Origin of the sequence: Janthinobacterium sp. EB271-G4-7A, from assembly GCF_020858075.1 — a bacterium.
Lineage (GTDB): Bacteria > Pseudomonadota > Gammaproteobacteria > Burkholderiales > Burkholderiaceae_D > Janthinobacterium > Janthinobacterium lividum.
Map to the genome: position 1 here is coordinate 340,902 of NZ_JACYMI010000003.1, position 18,459 is coordinate 359,360.

16 protein-coding genes and 2 tRNA genes are annotated in these 18,459 nt (G+C 62.0%); 15 read left to right on the forward strand and 3 right to left on the reverse strand.

Translation table 11 applies throughout. From position 1 onward, the window contains the following. Window positions 1–18 precede the first annotated feature (18 nt). The 4 genes from IGS58_RS21995 to IGS58_RS22010 all read left to right on the forward strand — a co-directional run bounded on the left by IGS58_RS21995 (window position 19) and on the right by IGS58_RS22010 (window position 2,185). On the forward strand, window positions 19–222 hold the full coding sequence (locus IGS58_RS21995) for a hypothetical protein (protein WP_230522693.1): 204 nt from the start codon (window positions 19–21) through the stop codon (window positions 220–222). Between the two features lie 147 nt (window positions 223–369). Next, a complete protein-coding gene (gene serS / locus IGS58_RS22000; protein ID WP_230522694.1) occupies window positions 370–1,659 on the forward strand; it encodes a serine--tRNA ligase in 1,290 nt (429 codons plus the stop codon). A 76-nt stretch (window positions 1,660–1,735) separates the two neighbouring features. Beyond that, window positions 1,736–1,825, forward strand: a tRNA-Ser gene (locus IGS58_RS22005). Window positions 1,826–2,095: 270 nt separating this feature from the next. Then, a tRNA-Ser gene (locus IGS58_RS22010) sits at window positions 2,096–2,185 on the forward strand. A 163-nt stretch (window positions 2,186–2,348) separates the two neighbouring features. Here the strand turns inward: IGS58_RS22010 and IGS58_RS22015 are convergent. Continuing rightward, window positions 2,349–3,011, reverse strand: coding sequence for a hypothetical protein (locus IGS58_RS22015; protein ID WP_230522695.1), 663 nt, complete (start codon window positions 3,009–3,011; stop codon window positions 2,349–2,351). A 123-nt stretch (window positions 3,012–3,134) separates the two neighbouring features. Between IGS58_RS22015 and hisC the strand changes: the two genes are divergently transcribed. After that, window positions 3,135–4,193, forward strand: coding sequence for a histidinol-phosphate transaminase (gene hisC / locus IGS58_RS22020; RefSeq protein WP_070254930.1), 1,059 nt, complete (start codon window positions 3,135–3,137; stop codon window positions 4,191–4,193). Between the two features lie 48 nt (window positions 4,194–4,241). Here the strand turns inward: hisC and IGS58_RS22025 are convergent, their stop codons facing one another. Beyond that, window positions 4,242–4,895, reverse strand: a complete 654-nt coding sequence (locus IGS58_RS22025; RefSeq protein ID WP_230522696.1) for a PEP-CTERM sorting domain-containing protein — start codon at window positions 4,893–4,895, stop codon at window positions 4,242–4,244. A gap of 259 nt (window positions 4,896–5,154) precedes the next feature. Between IGS58_RS22025 and IGS58_RS22030 the strand changes: the two genes are divergently transcribed. From IGS58_RS22030 to IGS58_RS22065, 8 genes are all read left to right on the forward strand, one after another. Continuing rightward, window positions 5,155–6,024 (forward strand): NAD(P)-dependent oxidoreductase, encoded by an 870-nt coding sequence (locus tag IGS58_RS22030; RefSeq protein WP_070278732.1) that lies wholly within the window; start codon window positions 5,155–5,157, stop codon window positions 6,022–6,024. Between the two features lie 204 nt (window positions 6,025–6,228). Beyond that, window positions 6,229–7,293, forward strand: coding sequence for a YeiH family protein (locus IGS58_RS22035; RefSeq protein ID WP_230522697.1), 1,065 nt, complete (start codon window positions 6,229–6,231; stop codon window positions 7,291–7,293). A gap of 16 nt (window positions 7,294–7,309) precedes the next feature. Further along, a complete protein-coding gene (locus IGS58_RS22040; protein WP_230522698.1) occupies window positions 7,310–8,614 on the forward strand; it encodes a D-amino acid dehydrogenase in 1,305 nt (434 codons plus the stop codon). Continuing rightward, window positions 8,611–9,435: a thiazole synthase gene (locus IGS58_RS22045; RefSeq protein WP_230522699.1), complete on the forward strand. Its 825-nt coding sequence runs from the start codon at window positions 8,611–8,613 to the stop codon at window positions 9,433–9,435. Before IGS58_RS22040 ends, IGS58_RS22045 begins: the two co-directional genes overlap by 4 nt. Window positions 9,436–9,505: 70 nt before the next feature. After that, the gene (locus tag IGS58_RS22050) at window positions 9,506–10,516 is read left to right on the forward strand and encodes a porin (protein ID WP_176382660.1); all 1,011 of its coding nucleotides are present in this window, start codon (window positions 9,506–9,508) and stop codon (window positions 10,514–10,516) included. A gap of 226 nt (window positions 10,517–10,742) precedes the next feature. Beyond that, window positions 10,743–12,557: a sulfoacetaldehyde acetyltransferase gene (xsc, locus tag IGS58_RS22055; protein ID WP_230522700.1), complete on the forward strand. Its 1,815-nt coding sequence runs from the start codon at window positions 10,743–10,745 to the stop codon at window positions 12,555–12,557. Between the two features lie 213 nt (window positions 12,558–12,770). Next, the gene (gene pta / locus IGS58_RS22060) at window positions 12,771–13,772 is read left to right on the forward strand and encodes a phosphate acetyltransferase (protein ID WP_230522701.1); all 1,002 of its coding nucleotides are present in this window, start codon (window positions 12,771–12,773) and stop codon (window positions 13,770–13,772) included. Continuing rightward, a complete protein-coding gene (locus IGS58_RS22065; protein ID WP_176375112.1) occupies window positions 13,762–14,541 on the forward strand; it encodes a sulfite exporter TauE/SafE family protein in 780 nt (259 codons plus the stop codon). Before pta ends, IGS58_RS22065 begins: the two co-directional genes overlap by 11 nt. Here the strand turns inward: IGS58_RS22065 and IGS58_RS22070 are convergent. Then, the gene (locus IGS58_RS22070; protein ID WP_034788013.1) at window positions 14,531–15,928 is read right to left on the reverse strand and encodes an RtcB family protein; all 1,398 of its coding nucleotides are present in this window, start codon (window positions 15,926–15,928) and stop codon (window positions 14,531–14,533) included. The genes IGS58_RS22065 and IGS58_RS22070 overlap by 11 nt on opposite strands. 437 nt (window positions 15,929–16,365) lie before the next feature. Here IGS58_RS22070 and IGS58_RS22075 point away from each other — a divergent pair, with 437 nt between their 5' ends. Together IGS58_RS22075 and IGS58_RS22080 are read left to right on the forward strand one after the other, a co-directional pair. After that, the gene (locus IGS58_RS22075; protein WP_230522702.1) at window positions 16,366–17,253 is read left to right on the forward strand and encodes an RNA ligase family protein; all 888 of its coding nucleotides are present in this window, start codon (window positions 16,366–16,368) and stop codon (window positions 17,251–17,253) included. Next, the gene (locus IGS58_RS22080; protein ID WP_230522703.1) at window positions 17,250–18,389 is read left to right on the forward strand and encodes an AAA family ATPase; all 1,140 of its coding nucleotides are present in this window, start codon (window positions 17,250–17,252) and stop codon (window positions 18,387–18,389) included. Before IGS58_RS22075 ends, IGS58_RS22080 begins: the two co-directional genes overlap by 4 nt. Window positions 18,390–18,459 lie beyond the last annotated feature (70 nt).

Sequence of the window (18,459 nt, forward strand, 5' to 3'; positions counted from 1 at the left end):
CTAACCAGGAGTAACATCATGAACGCACTGAAAAACATGGAAATCACCTTTGTCGCCGCCGCCATCATCGCCATCGGCGCCAGCTTCGTCACCGCCGGCGCGAATACGCTGGAAGTGAGCGCCAGCAGCACCGTGATCGCCCAGGCTGCCGACAGCACGATGCCCGTCGTTACCGTCAGCGCCCGCCGCCTGACCGCTGCCGAAAAAGCCGCGTTCATTTAAGCAATAAGCTAAGCAAAAAATGTAAAGCGGGTGCGAGTGCCCAGCCATGCCGCCATGACGATGGTTGGCCATGTGCAAAACTCATAAAGAACTGAACGGGTCTTGGTACAATGAGTGCTTTCGATACATCGGCACCGCCATCCACCCATGATAGATATCCAACTTCTCCGTAAAGACATCGCCACCGTCGCAGAACGCCTGGCGACGCGCAAATTCCAGCTCGACGTGCCAGGTTTCAATGCCCTCGAAGCCGAACGCAAGGCGATCCAGACGCGCACCGAAGAGCTGCAAGGCAAGCGCAATGCGCTGTCCAAGCAAATCGGCATGTTGAAAGGCAAGGGGGAAGACACCTCGGCCGTGATGGCGCAAGTGGCCGGCCTGGGCGATGAGCTGAAAGCCGATGAAGCGGCCTTGAGCGTAGTGCAAGCCAAGCTGAGCGACTTCATCATGGCCGTGCCGAATTTGCCGCACGAATCGTCGCCTCTGGGTACGGACGAGTCGGGCAACGTGGAAGTGCGCAAGGTCGGCACGCCACGCACTTTTGACTTTGAAGTCAAGGATCACGTCGACGTGGGCGGCCCGCTGGGCCTCGATTTCGAAGTGGCCACCAAGCTGACCGGCTCGCGCTTCTCCGTCATGAAGGGCGGCATCGCCCGCCTGCACCGCGCGCTGGCGCAATTCATGCTCAACACGCACGTGGACGAACATGGCTACACGGAATGCTATACCCCGTACATGGTCAATGCCGACTCGCTGCGCGGCACGGGCCAGCTGCCGAAATTCGAAGCCGACCTGTTCTCGGTGAAAAAAGGCGGCGCGGAAGGCGAGGGCGAGACCTTCTACCTGATCCCGACGTCGGAAGTGTCGCTGACCAATATCGCGCGCGATGAAATCCTCGCGCTGGATCAACTGCCCCTGAAAATGACGGCCCATACGCCATGCTTCCGTTCGGAAGCGGGCAGCTATGGCCGCGACACGCGCGGCATGATCCGCCAGCACCAGTTCGACAAGGTGGAAATGGTCCAAGTGGTGCATCCGGACACGTCGTACCAGGTGCTCGATGAAATGGTCGGCCATGCGGAAACGATCTTGCAACGCCTGGGCTTGCCATACCGCGTGATGTCGCTGTGCACGGGCGACATGGGTTTCGGTGCCACCAAGACCTTCGACCTGGAAGTATGGCTGCCGGCGCAAAACACCTACCGCGAGATTTCGTCCCTGTCGAACTGCGAAGCCTTCCAGGCCCGCCGCATGCAGGCGCGTTTCCGCAACGCCGCCGGCAAGCCGGAACTGGCCCACACCCTGAACGGCTCCGGCCTGGCGGTGGGCCGCACCCTGGTGGCCGTGCTGGAAAATTATCAGCAAGCGGACGGCAGCGTCGAGATCCCGGCCGTGCTGCGCCCGTACATGGGTGGCCTGACGCATCTGAAGGCCTAAAATAGTCCTTTTCTTTTCGCCGCGGGCTGCTATAATCTTGCCTTCTCGCAGCAATGCGGGAAAGACCGCAGCAAATGGAGAGGTGGCAGAGTGGTCGAATGTACTTGACTCGAAATCAAGCGTACGTTAAATCGTACCGTGGGTTCGAATCCCACCCTCTCCGCCAGAACAAATAGAGAAAGCTCCCGCAAGGGAGCTTTTTTTATTTGTGGCGGCGGAAAGGAGCAAGGCGCCTGCGCGCCTTGCGCGTGGGATTCGAAGACGAGCGCGTATTCGCGCGAGGCTCCCCGAATCGACCAATTGGTTTTTTGGTTTGGCTACCAGCCCTCAGTTGCAAATCGCCAATAAAACCCCTACCCAACCCAACAATCCCCATGCTAAAATAGCGCCTCGTTCAAACAGGCACGTCAGTTTGAACGAATAGACCGCAGTAAACGGAGAGGTGGCAGAGTGGTCGAATGTACTTGACTCGAAATCAAGCGTACGTTAAATCGTACCGTGGGTTCGAATCCCACCCTCTCCGCCAGAATACATAAGAGAAGCTCCCGCAAGGGAGCTTTTTTTATACCCGCCACATGTGCAAGCCGCCAGCGCAATAAGGCAGGTAGAAAAAACCGCCCAAAGCGCGCAGCGCAAGGCGTTTTTTCCTCCATTCAGGCTTTGAAAGCCAGCGCTCCCACAAACGCAATCTAATGCACTAGCCTCGCCACCGCAAACGCGACGCCCGACATGGCAATGATCGTCCCCACACACGACAGGATGACAGCCGACTTCGCCTCAGCCACATCGGACTTGGTCGCATAATTGGAGCGCACCACAGCGAGGTCCAGTTTCAAGCCACTGACATCCGTCTTGAGAACGCCGACATCGGTCTTGAGAGCAGCGACATCCGTTTTCAGGCCAGCAACATCCACCTTGATGTCCGCGACATCGGTTTTCAAGTCCGCAACATCGACTTTGATGTCAGTTACATCGGCCTTTACATCCTTTACGTCCAGTTTCACACTGGCCATGTCCTTTCCCAGCGTGTTGACTTGCTCGTCCATGGCGCAATCCTCCGTGCTTGTCACTGCATGCTCCTCGCTTTTTTCACCGCTGTCAAACAGTGTCCCGAGGGTATCGCGCATGGCTTTGCTATTGCTTGCCAGGCGTTGCGCCAGCGCCGTCACGCGCTGCAAGTCGGCCATTCCTTCGCCTTGTAGCTGCTCCGTGGCAGTCTGCAATTCGACGGTGATCTGCTCGCTGAGACTGGCTGCGACCTGTAGCCACGCATCGATCTTGCGCTGGCGTGACTGTTGCGTCAGCGCGCCATGCCGCGCCTGCGTATCGCTCAGCTTGTGCATGCTGTTCATGCTGCGTCCTCTTCACGTTGGGGCCGATGCCGCCCACGCTACTCCTCGCCGATAGTGTCCGCCTTGACCCCGCTCACCCTATGGTAATCTACCGTGTCCCCATCCTGTCCCCATACCCAAGCAATGAGCCGATTCTGGAGCAATATCGTCAGCGAGCTGACCCCCTACATCCCGGGCGAGCAACCCAAACTGCCCAACCTGGTCAAACTCAACACCAACGAAAATCCCTACGGTCCGTCGCCGCAGGTGCTCGCCGTATTGCGCGAAGCAGCCAACGACAGCCTGCGCCTCTACCCTGATCCGTCCGCCAGCGAACTGAAGCAAACCCTGGCCGACTACCACGGCTTGAACAGCAATCAAGTGTTCGTCGGCAATGGCTCCGACGAAGTGCTGGCGCTGGCCTTCATGGCCTTGCTCAAGCACGATGCGCCGCTGCTGTTCCCGGACATCAGCTACAGCTTCTATCCCGTGTATTGCAAGCTGTACGGCATCGATTACCGCACGGTGGCGCTCGACGATGCCATGCGCATCCGTCCGGAAGACTACCAGGGGCCGTGCGGCGCCATCATCTTCCCCAATCCTAACGCCCCCACGGGCGTGGACTTGCCGCTGGCCGGCGTGGAAGCCTTGCTGCGCGCCCATCCCGATGCCGTGGTGGTGGTCGATGAAGCGTATGTGGATTTCGGCGGCGAGAGCGCCGTGGCCCTGGTGGCGCGGTATCCGAACTTGCTGGTGGTGCAGACGTTCTCGAAATCGCGCTCGCTGGCCGGCTTGCGCGTGGGCTGTGCATTCGGGCATCCGGACTTGATCGAGGCGTTGGAAAGAGTGAAGAACAGTTTCAACTCGTATCCGCTGGACCGGCTGGCGCTGGCCGGGGCCGTCGCATCGCTGCACGACGAAGCGTATTTCCAGCAGACGCGCCAGGCCGTTATTGCCACCCGCGAACAGCTGGCGGCGGACTTGGCGGCGCTGGGCTTCGAGGTACTGCCCTCGGTGGCCAACTTTGTCTTTGCGTGTCATCCGCAGCATGACGCGGCGCAACTGGCCGCCGGCTTGCGTGCCCGCTCCGTGATCGTGCGCCACTTCAATGCGCCGCGCATCAGCCAGTATTTGCGCATCAGCATTGGTAATGTGGGCGAGTGCGCAGCCTTGATGGCGGCGTTGCGCGAGATATTGTCGTGATGGCAGGCCTGGTACGGCTGCCGGCAGCCGTACCAGGCGCCAGTTTGCTTACTGCTGGCTGACTCGGCGGCGGCGCGCCATGAAGCCGAGCAAGCCCAGGCCGCCCAGCAGCATGCCGTAAGTGGCTGGCTCCGGTACGGCCGACACGGACAGGTTATTGATGGTTGGCCAGATACCGATCTGTCCGGCTGTGCTGACGGACAGGTCGGAGAACGCGTCCGACGACACGAAGCCGATAAACGAAGCTTGCGTCGGCAGGGCCAGATCATAGCTGAGCAGCTCGCCCAGCGCATTGCGCGCTGTCAGCGTGATGCTCTGGCCATTGGCATATTCGCCGGCAAAGTTCGATCCGAAGAAGAATCCCCCCACACCGCGTACGGCACTGGAAAAGTTGGAGAACACCACGCTGTCGTTGCGGTCGTTCGTACTCAGCCAGTTGTCGCTGCCCGTGCCTGCGCCATACAGGATGGGCGAGGCGCCAACGCTGCTGACCGTGTAGGCATAGCTGCCCGCGTTGCGGTTCAGCGGGCCGTCGAGCGCATCGATGGGCAAATCATCAAAGGTGTCGACGCCGGTATTGCCGACCGCTGCCAGATAGGCGGACTGGCTGGTAAACACCGTGATGTCTGCGTGTGCGGCGCTGGCGGCGAGCAGCAGGGCGGCGGCGCTCATGATTTTCAGGCGGGAGAATGCAGTTTGCAAGATCGACTCCTTCACAAGGGTTGGGAAAAGGATGCGGCAAAAGTTTACTTATTTATAATGCCAATTCAATATAATATTAACTAGAAAAAAATGCAATATAAAGTTCTTTATGATAATTTTCGTCTTGTATAGCTGAAAAGCGGATGTTTCCCAATCACCACTCCGTGTACGCCAAACGTCGCGTAGGGCCGCGCCATGCTGCCGCCACGGGCCATTTGTGCAACAATAATCGGATTCATTCATCGACAGGACGGACAATATGGCAAAAGTGGCATTCATCGGTTTGGGCGTCATGGGTTTCCCCATGGCAGGTCACCTGGCGGCGGGCGGGCACGACGTCACCGTGTACAACCGCAACCCGGCCCGCGCGGCCGCCTGGCTGGAACAGCACAAGGGCAGCAGCGCCGCCACGCCGGCTGCCGCGGCGGCGGGTGCCGAGTTCGTCTTTACCTGCATCGGCAACGATAACGACCTGTACCAGGTCATCCTGGAAGAGGGCGGCTTGCTGTCCGCCATGGCGCCGGGCAGCATCCTGATCGACCACACGACGGCCTCGGCCGAAGCGGCGCGCACCATCCACGCGGCGGCGAAAGAGCAGGGCGTGTTCTTCCTCGACGCGCCTGTGTCCGGCGGCCAGGCGGGCGCGGAAAACGGCAAGCTGACGGTGATGGCGGGCGGCGATGCTGAGGCGTATGCACGGGCCGAGCCTGTCATCGCCCTGTTCTCGCGCGCCGTCACCTACATGGGCGCTTCCGGTTCCGGCCAGCTGACGAAGATGGTCAACCAGATCTGCATCGCGGGCCTGGTGCAAGCCTTGAGCGAAGGCATCGCCTTTGCGGAAAACGCGGGCCTCGACGCGGCCCTCGTCGTCGACGTGATTTCCAAGGGGGCGGCGCAGTCGTGGCAGCTGGAAAACCGGGGCAAGACCATGATAGAGCGCAAGTTCGACTTCGGTTTCGCCGTCGACCTGATGCGCAAGGACCTCGGCATCTGCCTCGCCGAAGCCAAGCGCAACGGCAGCGACTTGCCCGTGACGACCTTGACGGACCAGTTCTATGGCGAAGTGCAACAGGCGGGCGGCAACCGCTTTGATACATCCAGTCTGATTACCCGCCTGAACAAAAAGTAATCGTTCAACGGCCAGCCACGGCGGCGCGTCCCTGCACAGGGCCGCGCCGCTTGTCGTTTACGCCAGCATTAACCTTAAAACGTCAGTTTCCGGAACATCCGGTTTCGATTTTCGTGGAAAAGCATGGACTTCGCTAGCTCATCGTGTATTATTAAAAAACGAGATGAAATGTCCCAATTTTTAAAACATTATGAGTGGACCCGCATGAAAACCAACTCCTCAGCGATAACACGCGTTGTCGACAAGAACATTCCCTACCTGTCTTCCGCCGTCGCCATCTGGCGTCCCCGCGCCGTGCTGCGCAGCTGGCCCGGCGTGGCCATCGCGCTGGTGATCGCCCTGTCGGCCACCTTTATTTCCAGCAATTACGGCGGTCCTCAGCTGCTGTATGCGCTGTTCTTCGGCCTGGCTTTCCACTTCCTCGCCTCCGACCCCACCTGCAAGCCCGGCATCGAGTTTTGCAGCAAGATTTTATTGCGCACGGGCGTGGCCCTGCTGGGCGCGCGCATCACCTTCAACCAGATCGCTTCGGTGGGCGTGACGCCCCTGCTGATCGTCGTCGGCGGCCTGGTGGCGACCTTGGGCTTCGGCTACCTGCTGGCCAGGTGGCTGAAACGCCCCATCACGGAAGGCATCCTGTCGGGCGGTTCCGTGGCCATCTGTGGCGCCTCGGCCGCGCTGGCCATCTCGGCCGTGCTGCCGCAAACCAAGGAAAACGAAAAATTCACGCTGCTGACGGTGGTGGGCGTGACGACCCTGTCGACCCTGGCCATGATCGTCTACCCGCTGCTGGTCAAGCTGCTGGGCTTTGACCCGACGGAAGCGGGCGTGTTCATCGGCGGCACGATTCATGACGTGGCGCAAGTGGTGGGCGCCGGCTACCTGGTCAGTAATCACACGGGCGACGTGGCCACCTTCGTCAAGCTGACGCGCGTCGCTTGCCTCGTGCCTGTCGTGCTGGGCCTGTCGATCATGTTCAAGCGCAAGGACGGCAAGAGCGAAGTCGATGCGCCGCCGCTCGTGCCATTCTTCCTGATCGGCTTTGTGTGGCTCGTCATCACGAATAGCCTGGGCCTGATCCCGCAGGAAGTGAATGGCTGGATCAACAATGCTTCGCGCGCCTGCCTCGTCATCGCCATTGCCGCGCTGGGCGTGAAAACGTCGTTCCAGTCGCTGGCCTCGCTGGGCTGGCGTCCCGTGATCATGCTGGTGATGGAAACCGTGTGGATCGCCGCCTTTGTCGCCATCGCCGTGCTGCTGACGCGCTGATTCCAGGCCAGTTGCCATGAAGCTCCTAGTCCTCGGCGCCGGCGTGGTCGGCACGGCATCGGCCTGGTATTTGCGCCAGGCTGGCCACGATGTGCGCGTGTTCGAGCGCCAGCCGGGCGCCGCGCAGGAAACCAGCTTCGGCAATGGCGGGCAGATATCCGTCTCGCACGCGGAACCGTGGGCCAATCCCGCCACCCTGCGCAAGGTCGTGCGCTGGCTGGGCAAGGACGACGCGCCGCTGCTGTTCCGTCCTCGCCTCGATACGCTGCAATGGCAGTGGGCGCTGCATTACCTGCGCGAGTGCCTGCCGTCGCGCGTGTCGCGCAATATGCGGCAGATCGTCGCCCTGGCCGAGTACAGCCGGCAGAGCTTGCAAGCCCTGCGCCGCGAAACGGGTATCGAATATGACCACCTGGAGCGCGGCATTCTGCATTTCTATACGGACCAGCAGGAGTTCGATAAATCGCAGTCGGGCGCCGCCCTCTTGCGCGAGCTGGGCTGCCCGCGCAATACCGTCAGCGCCGATGAAGTGATACGGCTGGAACCGGCCCTGGCCCACGCCCGCCCGCACATCGTCGGCGGCGACTTTACGGCCAGCGACGAGTCGGGCGACGTGCATCTGTTTACCACGGCCTTGGCGTCCCGCGCCGCCGCTGCCGGCGTGGATTTCCAGTACGGCAGCACCGTGACGCGCTTGCTGGCCGATGGCGAACGCATCACCGGCGTGGAATGCATCGATGCGCAAGGGCGCCACCGCATCGAGCATGCGGATGCCGTGGTGGTGGCCATGGGCAGTTTTTCCGCGCCCTTGCTGCAGCCGCTGGGCATGCGCTTGATGCTGTATCCGGGCAAAGGTTATTCCGCCACCTATCCGATTCTTGAGCCATCCGCCGCACCGACCGTCTCGCTGACGGACGATGGCCACAAGCTCGTGTTTTCGCGCCTGGGCGAACGCCTGCGCGTGGCGGGCACGTGCGAGCTGAACGGCTATACGCGCGAACTCAACCCCGTGCGCTGCGCCGCCATCACGCGCCGCGTGCAGGCGCTGTTCCCGCACGCCTGCGATTACGGCGACCCCGTCTACTGGGCCGGCCTGCGCCCCCTGACACCCTCGAACGTGCCGTATATCGGCGCCACGCGCTACCGCCAGCTGTTCCTCAACACGGGCCACGGCACCCTGGGCTGGACCATGGGCTGCGGCGCGGGCAGGGCGATCGCGGAACTTGTGTCGGGACGCCGGCCGGAAGTCGATTTTGCGTTTTGCGGGGAGCCACCCCGGCCAGAGACCGCTTTGGTTCAACTTAGGAGAGCACCACGATGAGAGACGACGCCACCCCCAGCCAAGCACCGGGCGGCCTGACCCTGGCCGGCACCACCTACCAGTCGCGCCTGCTGGTGGGCACGGGCAAATACAAGGATTTCGAGGAAACGCGTCTGGCCATCGAAGAGAGCGGCGCCGAGATTGTCACGGTGACGATACGCCGCGTGAACATCGGCCAGGAAAAGGGCGAGCCGAACCTGCTCGACTTCATCCCGCCATCGAAATACACGATCCTGCCCAACACGGGCGGCTGCTACAACGCGCGCGACGCCGTCTATACCTTGCAGCTGGCGCGCGAGCTGCTGGGCGGCCACCCGCTGTGCAAGCTGGAAGTGCTCGGTGATGAAAAGACCTTGTTCCCGAACATGCCGGAAACCTTGAAGGCGGCCGGGGAGCTGGTGCGCGACGGCTTCCAGGTGATGGTGTACTGCAGCGACGACCCGATCCAGGCGCGCATGCTGGAAGACCTCGGCTGCATCGCCGTCATGCCGCTGGCGTCCCTGATCGGCTCGGGCATGGGCATTCTGAATCCGTGGAATCTGTCGCTGATCATCGAGCAAGCCACGGTGCCCGTGCTGGTCGATGCAGGCGTGGGCACGGCGTCGGACGCGGCCATCGCCATGGAACTCGGCTGCGACGGCATTTTGATGAATACCGCCATCGCGGCGGCGCGCGAACCGATACGCATGGCGCGCGCCATGAAACTGGCAGTGCAGGGCGGACGCGAGGCTTACCTGGCCGGACGCATGCCGAAAAGTATGACGCAGCCTGGCGCCATGCGCGCCTCGCCGTCGTCGCCAATGGCCGGGCTGATCGCCTGAGCCAAGTTTGCGGCACCGTAGTTGATTATCGTTTCAAGCGTTTATAAAAACCACAATACCTGGAGATGACATGAAACACACACTCGTAGCGGCAGCCATCCTGGCCTCCTTCTTCGCTGGCAGCGCCAGCGCCCAATCGTCCGTCACCGTGTACGGCTTGCTCGACGCGGGCCTGACATCCGAACATGGCGGCGCGGACGGTTCCGTCACCAAGCTGGCCACCGGCGTGCAGTCGGGCAGCCGCATCGGCTTCAAGGGCACGGAAGACCTGGGCAACAATCTGAAAGCCAATTTCTTGCTGGAAAACGGCCTCGACGTGGATACGGGCGCCAACCGCCAGGGCGCCTTGTTCGGCCGCAAGGCTTACGTGGGCCTGTCGGGTGGCTTTGGCGCCGTAAACCTGGGCTTGCAGCACAACCCGCTGTTTACCGCGCTGGACAATATTGACCCCTTCGAGACGGGCATGACGGGCGCCTCGATCAACCTGATGAGCGTGGCCAGCCTGCGCACGAAGAATTCCATCATGTATGAAACGCCGAAAGTGAACGGCTTGTCGGCTGCCATCATGTATGGCTTGGGCGAAAAGCCGGACAGCAACACCCTGGGCCGCACCATCGACTTTTCCATCGACTACGCCAATGGCCCGCTGGTGCTGACGCTGGCGCATGACAACCGCAAGGATACGCCGCTGAACACGGCGAAAGTGACCTTGCTGGGCGGCACCTATGACTTCGGTCCCGCCAAGCTGCACGCCGCGTATGAGACGGACAAGGATGATGCGGGCACGGATTTCCGCAACGTCATGCTGGGTGCGTCGGCCCCCGTGGGCGCGGCGGGCAGCGTGATGGCGTCCTACATCAAGAAGGATGACCGCACGAATGCGCGCCGCGGCGGGCGCCAGTTGGCCATCGGCTATACCTATGCCTTGTCCAAACGCACGAATCTGTACACCTCGTACGGCCGCATCAACAACGATGGCGCGGGCACCAATTTCGTTGGCGATGCCTCCAGTGGCGGCAGCGTGCCCTTGCCTGGGCATAACTCGAGCGCCTTCACGGCCGGCATGCGCCTGAAGTTCTAAGCGCGGCGCAGAAGGAGAACGATGGCGGCTTGTCTGTTGCGGATAAGCCGCCATTGTTGTTTCAGGAGTGGACCTAAGTCACGGATTCCGGATTCAGGAATGAAACAGTCCGATTTTTCATGAATTTTCATTGACAGCGCATTTCGCAACCGTTAAATTGAACACACATTTCAAATATCGGAACAAAATATACCGATTTTTCATAAAACCGTAAGGAGACTGAGCCATGACCGATTTGTCCGACCAAAAAGCCGCCGCCGCAGCGATACCTGTGGGCCCGCAAAAGATGACGCCTTCCGAAGCGTTCGTGGAAACCCTGGCCGCCAATGGCGTAACCGACATGTTCGGTATCATGGGCTCGGCCTTCATGGACCCGATGGATATCTTTGCCCCGGCCGGCATCCGTTTGATTCCCGTCGTGCACGAGCAGGGCGCCGGCCACATGGCCGACGGCTATGCCCGCGTCTCGGGCCGCCATGGCGTGGTCATCGGCCAGAACGGCCCCGGCATCAGTAATTGCGTGACCGCCATCGCCGCCGCCTACTGGGCGCATACCCCGGTCGTGATCATTACCCCTGAGACGGGCACGATGAGCATGGGCCTGGGCGGTTTCCAGGAAGCGAACCAGTTGCCGATGTTCGAGGAATTCACCAAATACCAGGGCCACGTCACCAATCCGGCCCGCATGGCCGAATTCACGGGCCGCTGCTTTGACCGCGCCATGTCGGAAATGGGCCCGACGCAATTGAACATCCCGCGCGACTATTTTTATGGCGAAATCAAGGCGGAAATCCCGAAACCGAACCGCCTGGATCGCGGCGCCGGCGGCGAACAAAGCCTCAACGATGCGGCGGAGCTCCTGGCCAAGGCCAAGTTCCCCGTGATCATCTCGGGCGGCGGCGTCGTCATGGGCGAAGCCATCGAAGAGTGCAAGGCCCTGGCCGAACGCCTCGGCGCACCCGTCGTGAATAGCTACCTGCATAACGACTCGTTCCCCGCCAGCCACCCGCTGTGGTGCGGTCCGCTCGGCTATCAAGGTTCCAAGGCGGCCATGAAACTGATCGCCCAGGCTGACGTCGTCGTGGCCCTCGGCTCGCGCCTGGGCCCGTTCGGCACCCTGCCGCAGCACGGCATGGATTACTGGCCGAAGAACGCCAAGATCATCCAGATCGACGCGGACAACAAGATGCTCGGTTTGGTGAAAAAGATTTCGGTCGGCATCTGCGGCGACGCCAAGGCGGCCGCCAAAGCCATCCTGTCCCGCCTGGATGGCAAGACGCTCGACTGCGACGCCACGCGCGACGCGCGCTATGCCACCGTGCAAGCGGAGAAGGCGGCGTGGGAAGAGGAATTGACGAACTGGACCCATGAAAAGGATGCGTACAGCCTGGACATGATCGAAGAGCAGAAGAAAGAGCCGGGCAACTATCTGCACCCGCGCCAGGTCTTGCGCGAGCTGGAAAAAGCCATGCCGGAAGACGTGATGGTGTCGACCGACATCGGCAACATCAACTCGGTGGCGAACAGTTACTTGCGCTTCGAAAAGCCGCGCAGTTTCTTTGCGGCGATGAGCTTTGGCAACTGCGGCTATGCCTTCCCGACCATCATCGGCGCCAAGGTGGCCGCACCGCACCGTCCGGCCGTGTCATATGCGGGCGACGGCGCCTGGGGCATGAGCCTGATGGAAACGATGACCTGCGTGCGCCACAACATTCCCGTGACCGCCGTGGTCTTCCACAACCGCCAGTGGGGCGCGGAAAAGAAAAACCAGGTGGATTTCTACAACCGCCGCTTCGTCGCCGGTGAGCTCGACAACCAGAGCTTTGCCGAGATTGCGCGCGCCATGGGCGCCGAAGGCATCACGGTCGACAAGCTGGAAGACGTGGGCCCGGCCTTGAAGAAGGCGATCGACATGCAGATGAATGAAGGCAAGACGACCATCATCGAAATCATGTGCACGCGCGAGTTGGGCGACCCGTTCCGCCGCGATGCGCTGAGCAAACCCGTGCGTCACCTGGACAAATATAAAGACTACGTCTGATTTGCTGGTGTTGTTGGATTACGCCCTCTGGGCTAATCCAACCTACCCAACCTACGCGACTGTGTAGGTCGGATTAGCCGGGCCTCGGCCCGGCGTAATCCGACACCACCCTGACCGATCCTTGTATGACCCCGGCTCGCCGGGTTTTATGTGCCGGAACCATCTTCATGCTTGCGTGGTTCCGGCACTTTTTTTTACCGAATTGGAGTCGCCATGAAAGCCCTGCACCGCATCATCGAGCAAGCCCGCACCGTGCCGAAGAACATCGTCTTGTGCGAGGGCGGCGACGCGCGCGTGCTGCAGGCGGCCGCGCGGGCGGCAAGCGAAGGCCTGGCGCACATCACCATCGTCGGCAAGCCGGCCGCCATCCTGGCCCTGGCGCGCGAACATGCGCTGGACCTGGGCAGCGTGCGCCTGATCGACCCGGCCGAGTCCAGCGAGTCGGAACACTATGCCCAGCAATTGTTTGTGCTGCGCCAGGCCAAGGGCATGACGGTGGAGCAGGCGAGGATCGCCGTGCAGGATCCCCTGTGTTACGCCAACCTGATGGTGCGCCTGGGCGACGCGGACGGCTGCGTGGCGGGAGCCGTGCACACGACGGCCGACGTAGTGCGCAGCGCGATCCAGATCATCGGCGTCGATCCGGCCTTCAAGCTGGTGTCGAGCTTTTTCCTGATGATGCTGTGCGAACCTTTCCATAGCCTCAAGGGTGGTTTCATCTTTTCCGATTGCGCCCTCGTTGTCGACCCGAAAGCCGAGGAACTGGCCGACATCGCCATGGCCGCCGCCGACAGCGCGCAAGCCTTGTTGATGGAAGAACCGCGCGTGGCCATGCTGTCGTTTTCCACCAGCGGCAGCGCCCACCACGCGGCCGTCGACAAGGTGCATGCGGCAACAGACCGGGTCAAGGCCCAGCGTCCGCTGCTGGCCATCGATGGCGACGTGCAGCTCGACGCGGCCATCGTGGCCGAGATTTCGCAGAGAAAAGTCAAGGATTCCGTCGTGAATGGCCGCGCGAACGTGCTGGTGTTCCCGAACCTCGACGCGGGCAATATCGGCTACAAGCTGGCCGAACGCATGGGCGGCGCCGTCGCCATCGGCCCCCTGCTGCAAGGCTTGAAGAAACCCGCCAACGACCTGTCGCGCGGTTGCAGCGCGATTGACGTGTACAACGTGATTGCCGTCACGTCCGTGCAGGCCCAGGGTGGACGCTGACTTCCTGTTCAGCTTGCCGGTGCTGGCGCTGCTGGGCGTGGTGGCGGCGGGCACGTATTTTCAGACCGTCACGGGTTTTGGCCTGGGCATGATCGTCATGGGCGTGGCCAGCGGCCTGGGCCTGGCGCCCGTGCCCGCGCTGGCGGCCCTCGTCAGTTTGTTGTCCTTGGCGAATTGCCTGGTGGCCTTGCCGGGCGCCTTGCACCACCTGGACTGGCGCGCCATCCGCGCGGCCAGCATCGGCTTGTTGCCAGCCATGGCGGCCGGCGTGCTGTTACTGGGATACCTGGACCAGGCGTATGCGCCCCTGCTGAAACTGTTGCTGGGCGCGGCCATCGTGTATGGCGGCGTCAGCATCCTGCTGCAGGCGCCGCCGGGACCGGGCGCGGCGGACAAGCGCAGCTTTTTTATTAGCGGCGTGTGCGGCGGCCTGTTCTCGGGCCTGTTTTCGCTGGCGGGACCGCCGCTCGTGTACCAGTTTTATCGCCAGGAAATGAGCCTGAAAACCATCCGCTACAGCCTGATTTTCCTGTTCGCCATCAGCGCGGGCGGACGCTCGCTGATGGCGGGCAGCCAGGGCCAGCTCGACGCGAAAGTCTTGCTGCTGTGCGCGCTGGCCTTGCCCGTCGGCGTGCTGGCCACGATGGCCGGCAAGCGCTATCCGCCACCGATCGCCCAGCGCGGCATGCGCCGCATCGCGTTTGCCGTGCTGACCGCCATCGGTATCTCATTGATGGCGGCTGCCGTGCCGCAATTGCTCAGGCCTTGAACGTCAGCAGGGGCTTCAAGCGCGCCACCGATTGCAGCAAGCCCGCTTCCTCCTGCGCGGCGATGACGGGACCGATCTTCTTGTACGCCATCGGCGCTTCCTCGACGCGGCGTTCTTCGCGCAAAGTCACGCACTGGAACGCCATCTCGTCGCCGCCCACCGTGGGCCGCATGGCGCGCATGGCCTGGCGGCGGATGCTGCGCCCCGCGCCATGCGAGCACGACCACAGCCAGTCCGGATTGCCCATGCCCGTTGCCACATAGGAGTAATCGCCCATGGAGCCGGGGATCAGCGCCAGGTCGCCCTCGCGCGCCGGCGTGGCACCCTTGCGGTGGATGTTCATGCCGTGCTCGCGCAGGATGACGTTGTGGGGCACGTCCACCACCAGGCGAGAGGTATCGTGCGCATACACCTGCGACAGGCTGTCCCGCACCAGCTCGGCCAGGACCATGCGATTGACCCAGGCATAGCGCGATGCGACGCCCATGGCGTCCATGTATTCGCCGGCCAGTTCGCCCGTCAAGCCGTACAGGCCGGACTGCGGGTGGCGCACGCCTTTCGGCCAGGCCTCTTTGGCGCGGTCCATCCAGCGGCTGCCGACGAAAAAGCCCACGTCGCGGCTGCCGCTGTGGATCATGACGACCACTTCGCCCGGCACCAGCCCGTGCCGGTACGCGGCGTGGCGGTCCATGACGGCATCGACCAGCTGGATTTCCACGAAATGGTTGCCCGATCCCGTGGTGCCCAGACTGGGGTCGCGTATCACTTCGCGCGTGCCGACCAGCGCTTCGGGCGCATGGCGCAAGCCGCCGCCCAGTTCGCGCAGGGCGATGCAATCGTCGAGCTCGCGCAGCAGGCGTTGCTTGTCGACGCGGGGCCACAAGCCCTCATTGTGCAGGCTGTCGATGAACGCTTCCGGCCCCACGTCGAACAGGGCGGCAAACGCTTTCGAGCGCAGCGGCACGTTGCGGCCGTCTTCCAGCAGCACATGCTTGAGCTTGCCGAGCAGCTGCGGCTTGCGCGCCTCGAACTGCGCCAGGCTCAGGCCCGTCGTGATCAGGCGCATGCCGCAGGCGATGTCCGTGCCGGGGATGGCGGGAATCACCATGTCTGGGCTGGTGGCGACGATGCTGCCCACGGGCGCGATGCTGCCCGGGTGGAAGTCGGGCGTGGCGCATGCCTTGCACACATGGCCATCCTGGCCGGGCACGCTGACGGCGGCAAACTCCATCAGCTGGCGTACGGCTTTTTCCTCGAGCGGAAAGTTGTGGGGCAGCAGCACGGACGCCTGCGCGTGCGGATTGCTGAGTGTATAAATGCCGTCGGCATAGGCGACAGCGATGCCCTGGCGGCGCAGGGCTTTTTGTAATCTGGATAGGGGAAACACGATTCTGCTCCGGAAATAACGAATGCACGGCCCTTTTTGCAAGGGCCATGTTTGTTTTCCACGCAGCAGCGACAGGAAGTACCGCCAGCTTAGCAAACTTTGTGCCGCTTGCAAAGTGAGGGTGGGTACAAGCGTGCGCACGATACGCGGCGCCACTTGCAAAATAATCAAACAGCCTTTATATTCCCCGTTCTTTCTCGAACCTCTTCCTTATTGGAGCCAAAAGTGCCTCGCTTCTTCGCCATCACCTGCTAACGCTGACGAAATGCTCTCTGCAGCATCGTTCGGCGCGTTGACGCCCCCGATTGCTGCGGCACTGTTTTTGCTCCCTCCGCACACGTATCCGAGACGCTAGTCTCGATCGTCCACGCCCGAACACGTCGTCAGCACCCCTGACCCTGTATGGACACGCCCCGGTGAACGCGGCGTGGGACGCTATGTTTTTACAATCTTTACCCTTATTCAAATACCCGCGCACGCCGCACCTGGAAGGCTCGCGCCTGCAGGACGGCGATGACGGTTCCGACCAGATGCCCTTGAAAAAGCTGGCCGGCCAGTACGTCGTCATCGAGGAAAAAATCGATGGCGCCAACTCTGCCGTGTCGTTCAGCGATGCGGGCGAGGTGCTGCTGCAGTCGCGCGGCCATTACCTGGCGGGCGGCGGCAGCGAACGCCAGTTCAACCTGTTGAAACCGTGGGCGCACGCGCATGAACACGCCTTGCTGCATCTGCTGGAAGACCAATTTGTGCTGTTTGGCGAATGGTCGTACAGCAAGCATTCCGTGTTTTACGACCGCTTGCCCCATTACTTCAACGAGTTCGACGTGTATTGCCGCCGCACCCAGATGTTTTTGTCGACGGCGCGCCGCCACGCCATGCTGGCCGGCTCGCCCGTGCTCTCCGTCCCCGTGCTGTATGCGGGCAAGATGCCCTCGTCGCCCAAACAGTTGTGGCAGTTGCTGCGCCATTCGCTGGCCAAGTCCCGCCTGTGGCGCGACGCTTTTGAAACCGCGGTGGCGCGCGAACGCCTGCCGCTGGACCTGTGCTGGAAGCAGACCGACAAGTCCGACCACGCGGAAGGCCTGTACCTGAAAGTGGAAGACGACGAGCAAGTGCTGGCCCGCTACAAGCTGGTACGCCATGACTTTACGCAAACCATCCTCGACAGCGGTTCGCACCACAGCACGCGGCCCTTGATCCCGAACCAGCTGGCCGAAGGCGTGGACCTGTACGCGCCGCAGCCGCTGGTGACGTGGGAAAGCCTGGGTCTGCACACCTGCCATTCGCTGGATGAACTGGCAACCTTTTCAAGGAGTACAAGATGAACTGGAAACAGTTACAACAACTGGTGCCGCAAGCGGGCCAGTCGCCCGATTTCAATGCCTGCCTGGCCGCCTTCCCGCAGCTGGAACTGGCGAAAACGACGCCGCAAAATCCCGTGTATCACGCGGAAGGCGATGTGTGGACGCATACGATGATGGTGGTGGAATCCCTGCTGGCCATGCCCGATTACCAGCAAGCCACGCGGGCGGAACAGGAAATCGTGTTCCTTGCCGCCTTGCTGCACGACGTGGCCAAGTGCAGCACCACGGTGATCGACCCGGTGACGGGCGCCATCGGCCAGCCCGGCCATTCGCGCAAGGGCGCCCTCGATGCGCGCATCGCCTTGTGGGATTGCGACGTGCCGTTTGCCGCGCGCGAGGAAATCTGCCGCCTGATTAACGTCCATCAAGTGCCCTTCTTTGCACTGGAAACGTCGCGGCGCGGCGTCACGCCGGAATTTACCGTGCGCGAACTGTCGTGGCAGGTCGATATCCGCCTGCTGGCCATGCTGGCCGAAGCCGATATCCGTGGACGGATCTGTCCCGATCCGCAGCGCATACTCGACGCCATCGAGCTGTTCCGCGAACTGGCGCGCGAGGAGGGCTGCTACGGTCAGCGCAAGGCCTTTGTCGATGATCACACGCGCGTCAAATATTTTCGCGGCGCCGAGGCGCACCCCGATTATTCCCTGTTCCAGGAGCCGGGTTCGCACGTGATCGTGATGTCGGGCTTGCCTGCTTCGGGCAAGAATACGTGGGTGGAGAAGCACCATCCGCGCCTGCCCGTCGTGTCGTTTGACGATGCGCGGACGGCCTTGGGCTTGAAGCACGGCAAGAACGAAGGGCAGGTGGGCGACTATGCGGAAGAGCGGGCGCGCGAACTGCTGCGCAAGGGCGAACCGTTCGTGTGGAATGCCACGCATCTGTCAAAACTGATGCGCGAAAAGACGCTCAACCTGCTGTATAAATACCACGCGCAGGTGGAACTCGTGTACCTGGAGCAGCCACGCAAGGAGTTATTGCGGCGCAATGGCCAGCGCGACACATCGCTCAGTAACAAGAAGCTGCAGTCGATGCTGTGGAACTGGGAAATCCCCTTGCCGATGGAAGCGCATGCTGTGCGTTACTGCGTCGATTGAGGCGCCAGCAAAGGTGCGGCGCTTCATTCGGCCGGCTGTTTGATCGTTTCCGGGGAAATCAAAATAACAA

What these genes read in the sequence shown, in the direction of transcription:
- IGS58_RS21995 (WP_230522693.1), top strand. Translation starts at nt 19, where the DNA reads ATGAACGCACTGAAAAACATGGAAATCACCTTTGTCGCCGCCGCCATC.
- serS (WP_230522694.1), top strand. Translation starts at nt 370, where the DNA reads ATGATAGATATCCAACTTCTCCGTAAAGACATCGCCACCGTCGCAGAA.
- IGS58_RS22015 (WP_230522695.1), bottom strand. Translation starts at nt 3,011, where the DNA reads ATGAACAGCATGCACAAGCTGAGCGATACGCAGGCGCGGCATGGCGCG.
- hisC (WP_070254930.1), top strand. Translation starts at nt 3,135, where the DNA reads ATGAGCCGATTCTGGAGCAATATCGTCAGCGAGCTGACCCCCTACATC.
- IGS58_RS22030 (WP_070278732.1), top strand. Translation starts at nt 5,155, where the DNA reads ATGGCAAAAGTGGCATTCATCGGTTTGGGCGTCATGGGTTTCCCCATG.
- IGS58_RS22035 (WP_230522697.1), top strand. Translation starts at nt 6,229, where the DNA reads ATGAAAACCAACTCCTCAGCGATAACACGCGTTGTCGACAAGAACATT.
- IGS58_RS22040 (WP_230522698.1), top strand. Translation starts at nt 7,310, where the DNA reads ATGAAGCTCCTAGTCCTCGGCGCCGGCGTGGTCGGCACGGCATCGGCC.
- IGS58_RS22045 (WP_230522699.1), top strand. Translation starts at nt 8,611, where the DNA reads ATGAGAGACGACGCCACCCCCAGCCAAGCACCGGGCGGCCTGACCCTG.
- IGS58_RS22050 (WP_176382660.1), top strand. Translation starts at nt 9,506, where the DNA reads ATGAAACACACACTCGTAGCGGCAGCCATCCTGGCCTCCTTCTTCGCT.
- xsc (WP_230522700.1), top strand. Translation starts at nt 10,743, where the DNA reads ATGACCGATTTGTCCGACCAAAAAGCCGCCGCCGCAGCGATACCTGTG.
- pta (WP_230522701.1), top strand. Translation starts at nt 12,771, where the DNA reads ATGAAAGCCCTGCACCGCATCATCGAGCAAGCCCGCACCGTGCCGAAG.
- IGS58_RS22075 (WP_230522702.1), top strand. Translation starts at nt 16,366, where the DNA reads ATGTTTTTACAATCTTTACCCTTATTCAAATACCCGCGCACGCCGCAC.
- IGS58_RS22080 (WP_230522703.1), top strand. Translation starts at nt 17,250, where the DNA reads ATGAACTGGAAACAGTTACAACAACTGGTGCCGCAAGCGGGCCAGTCG.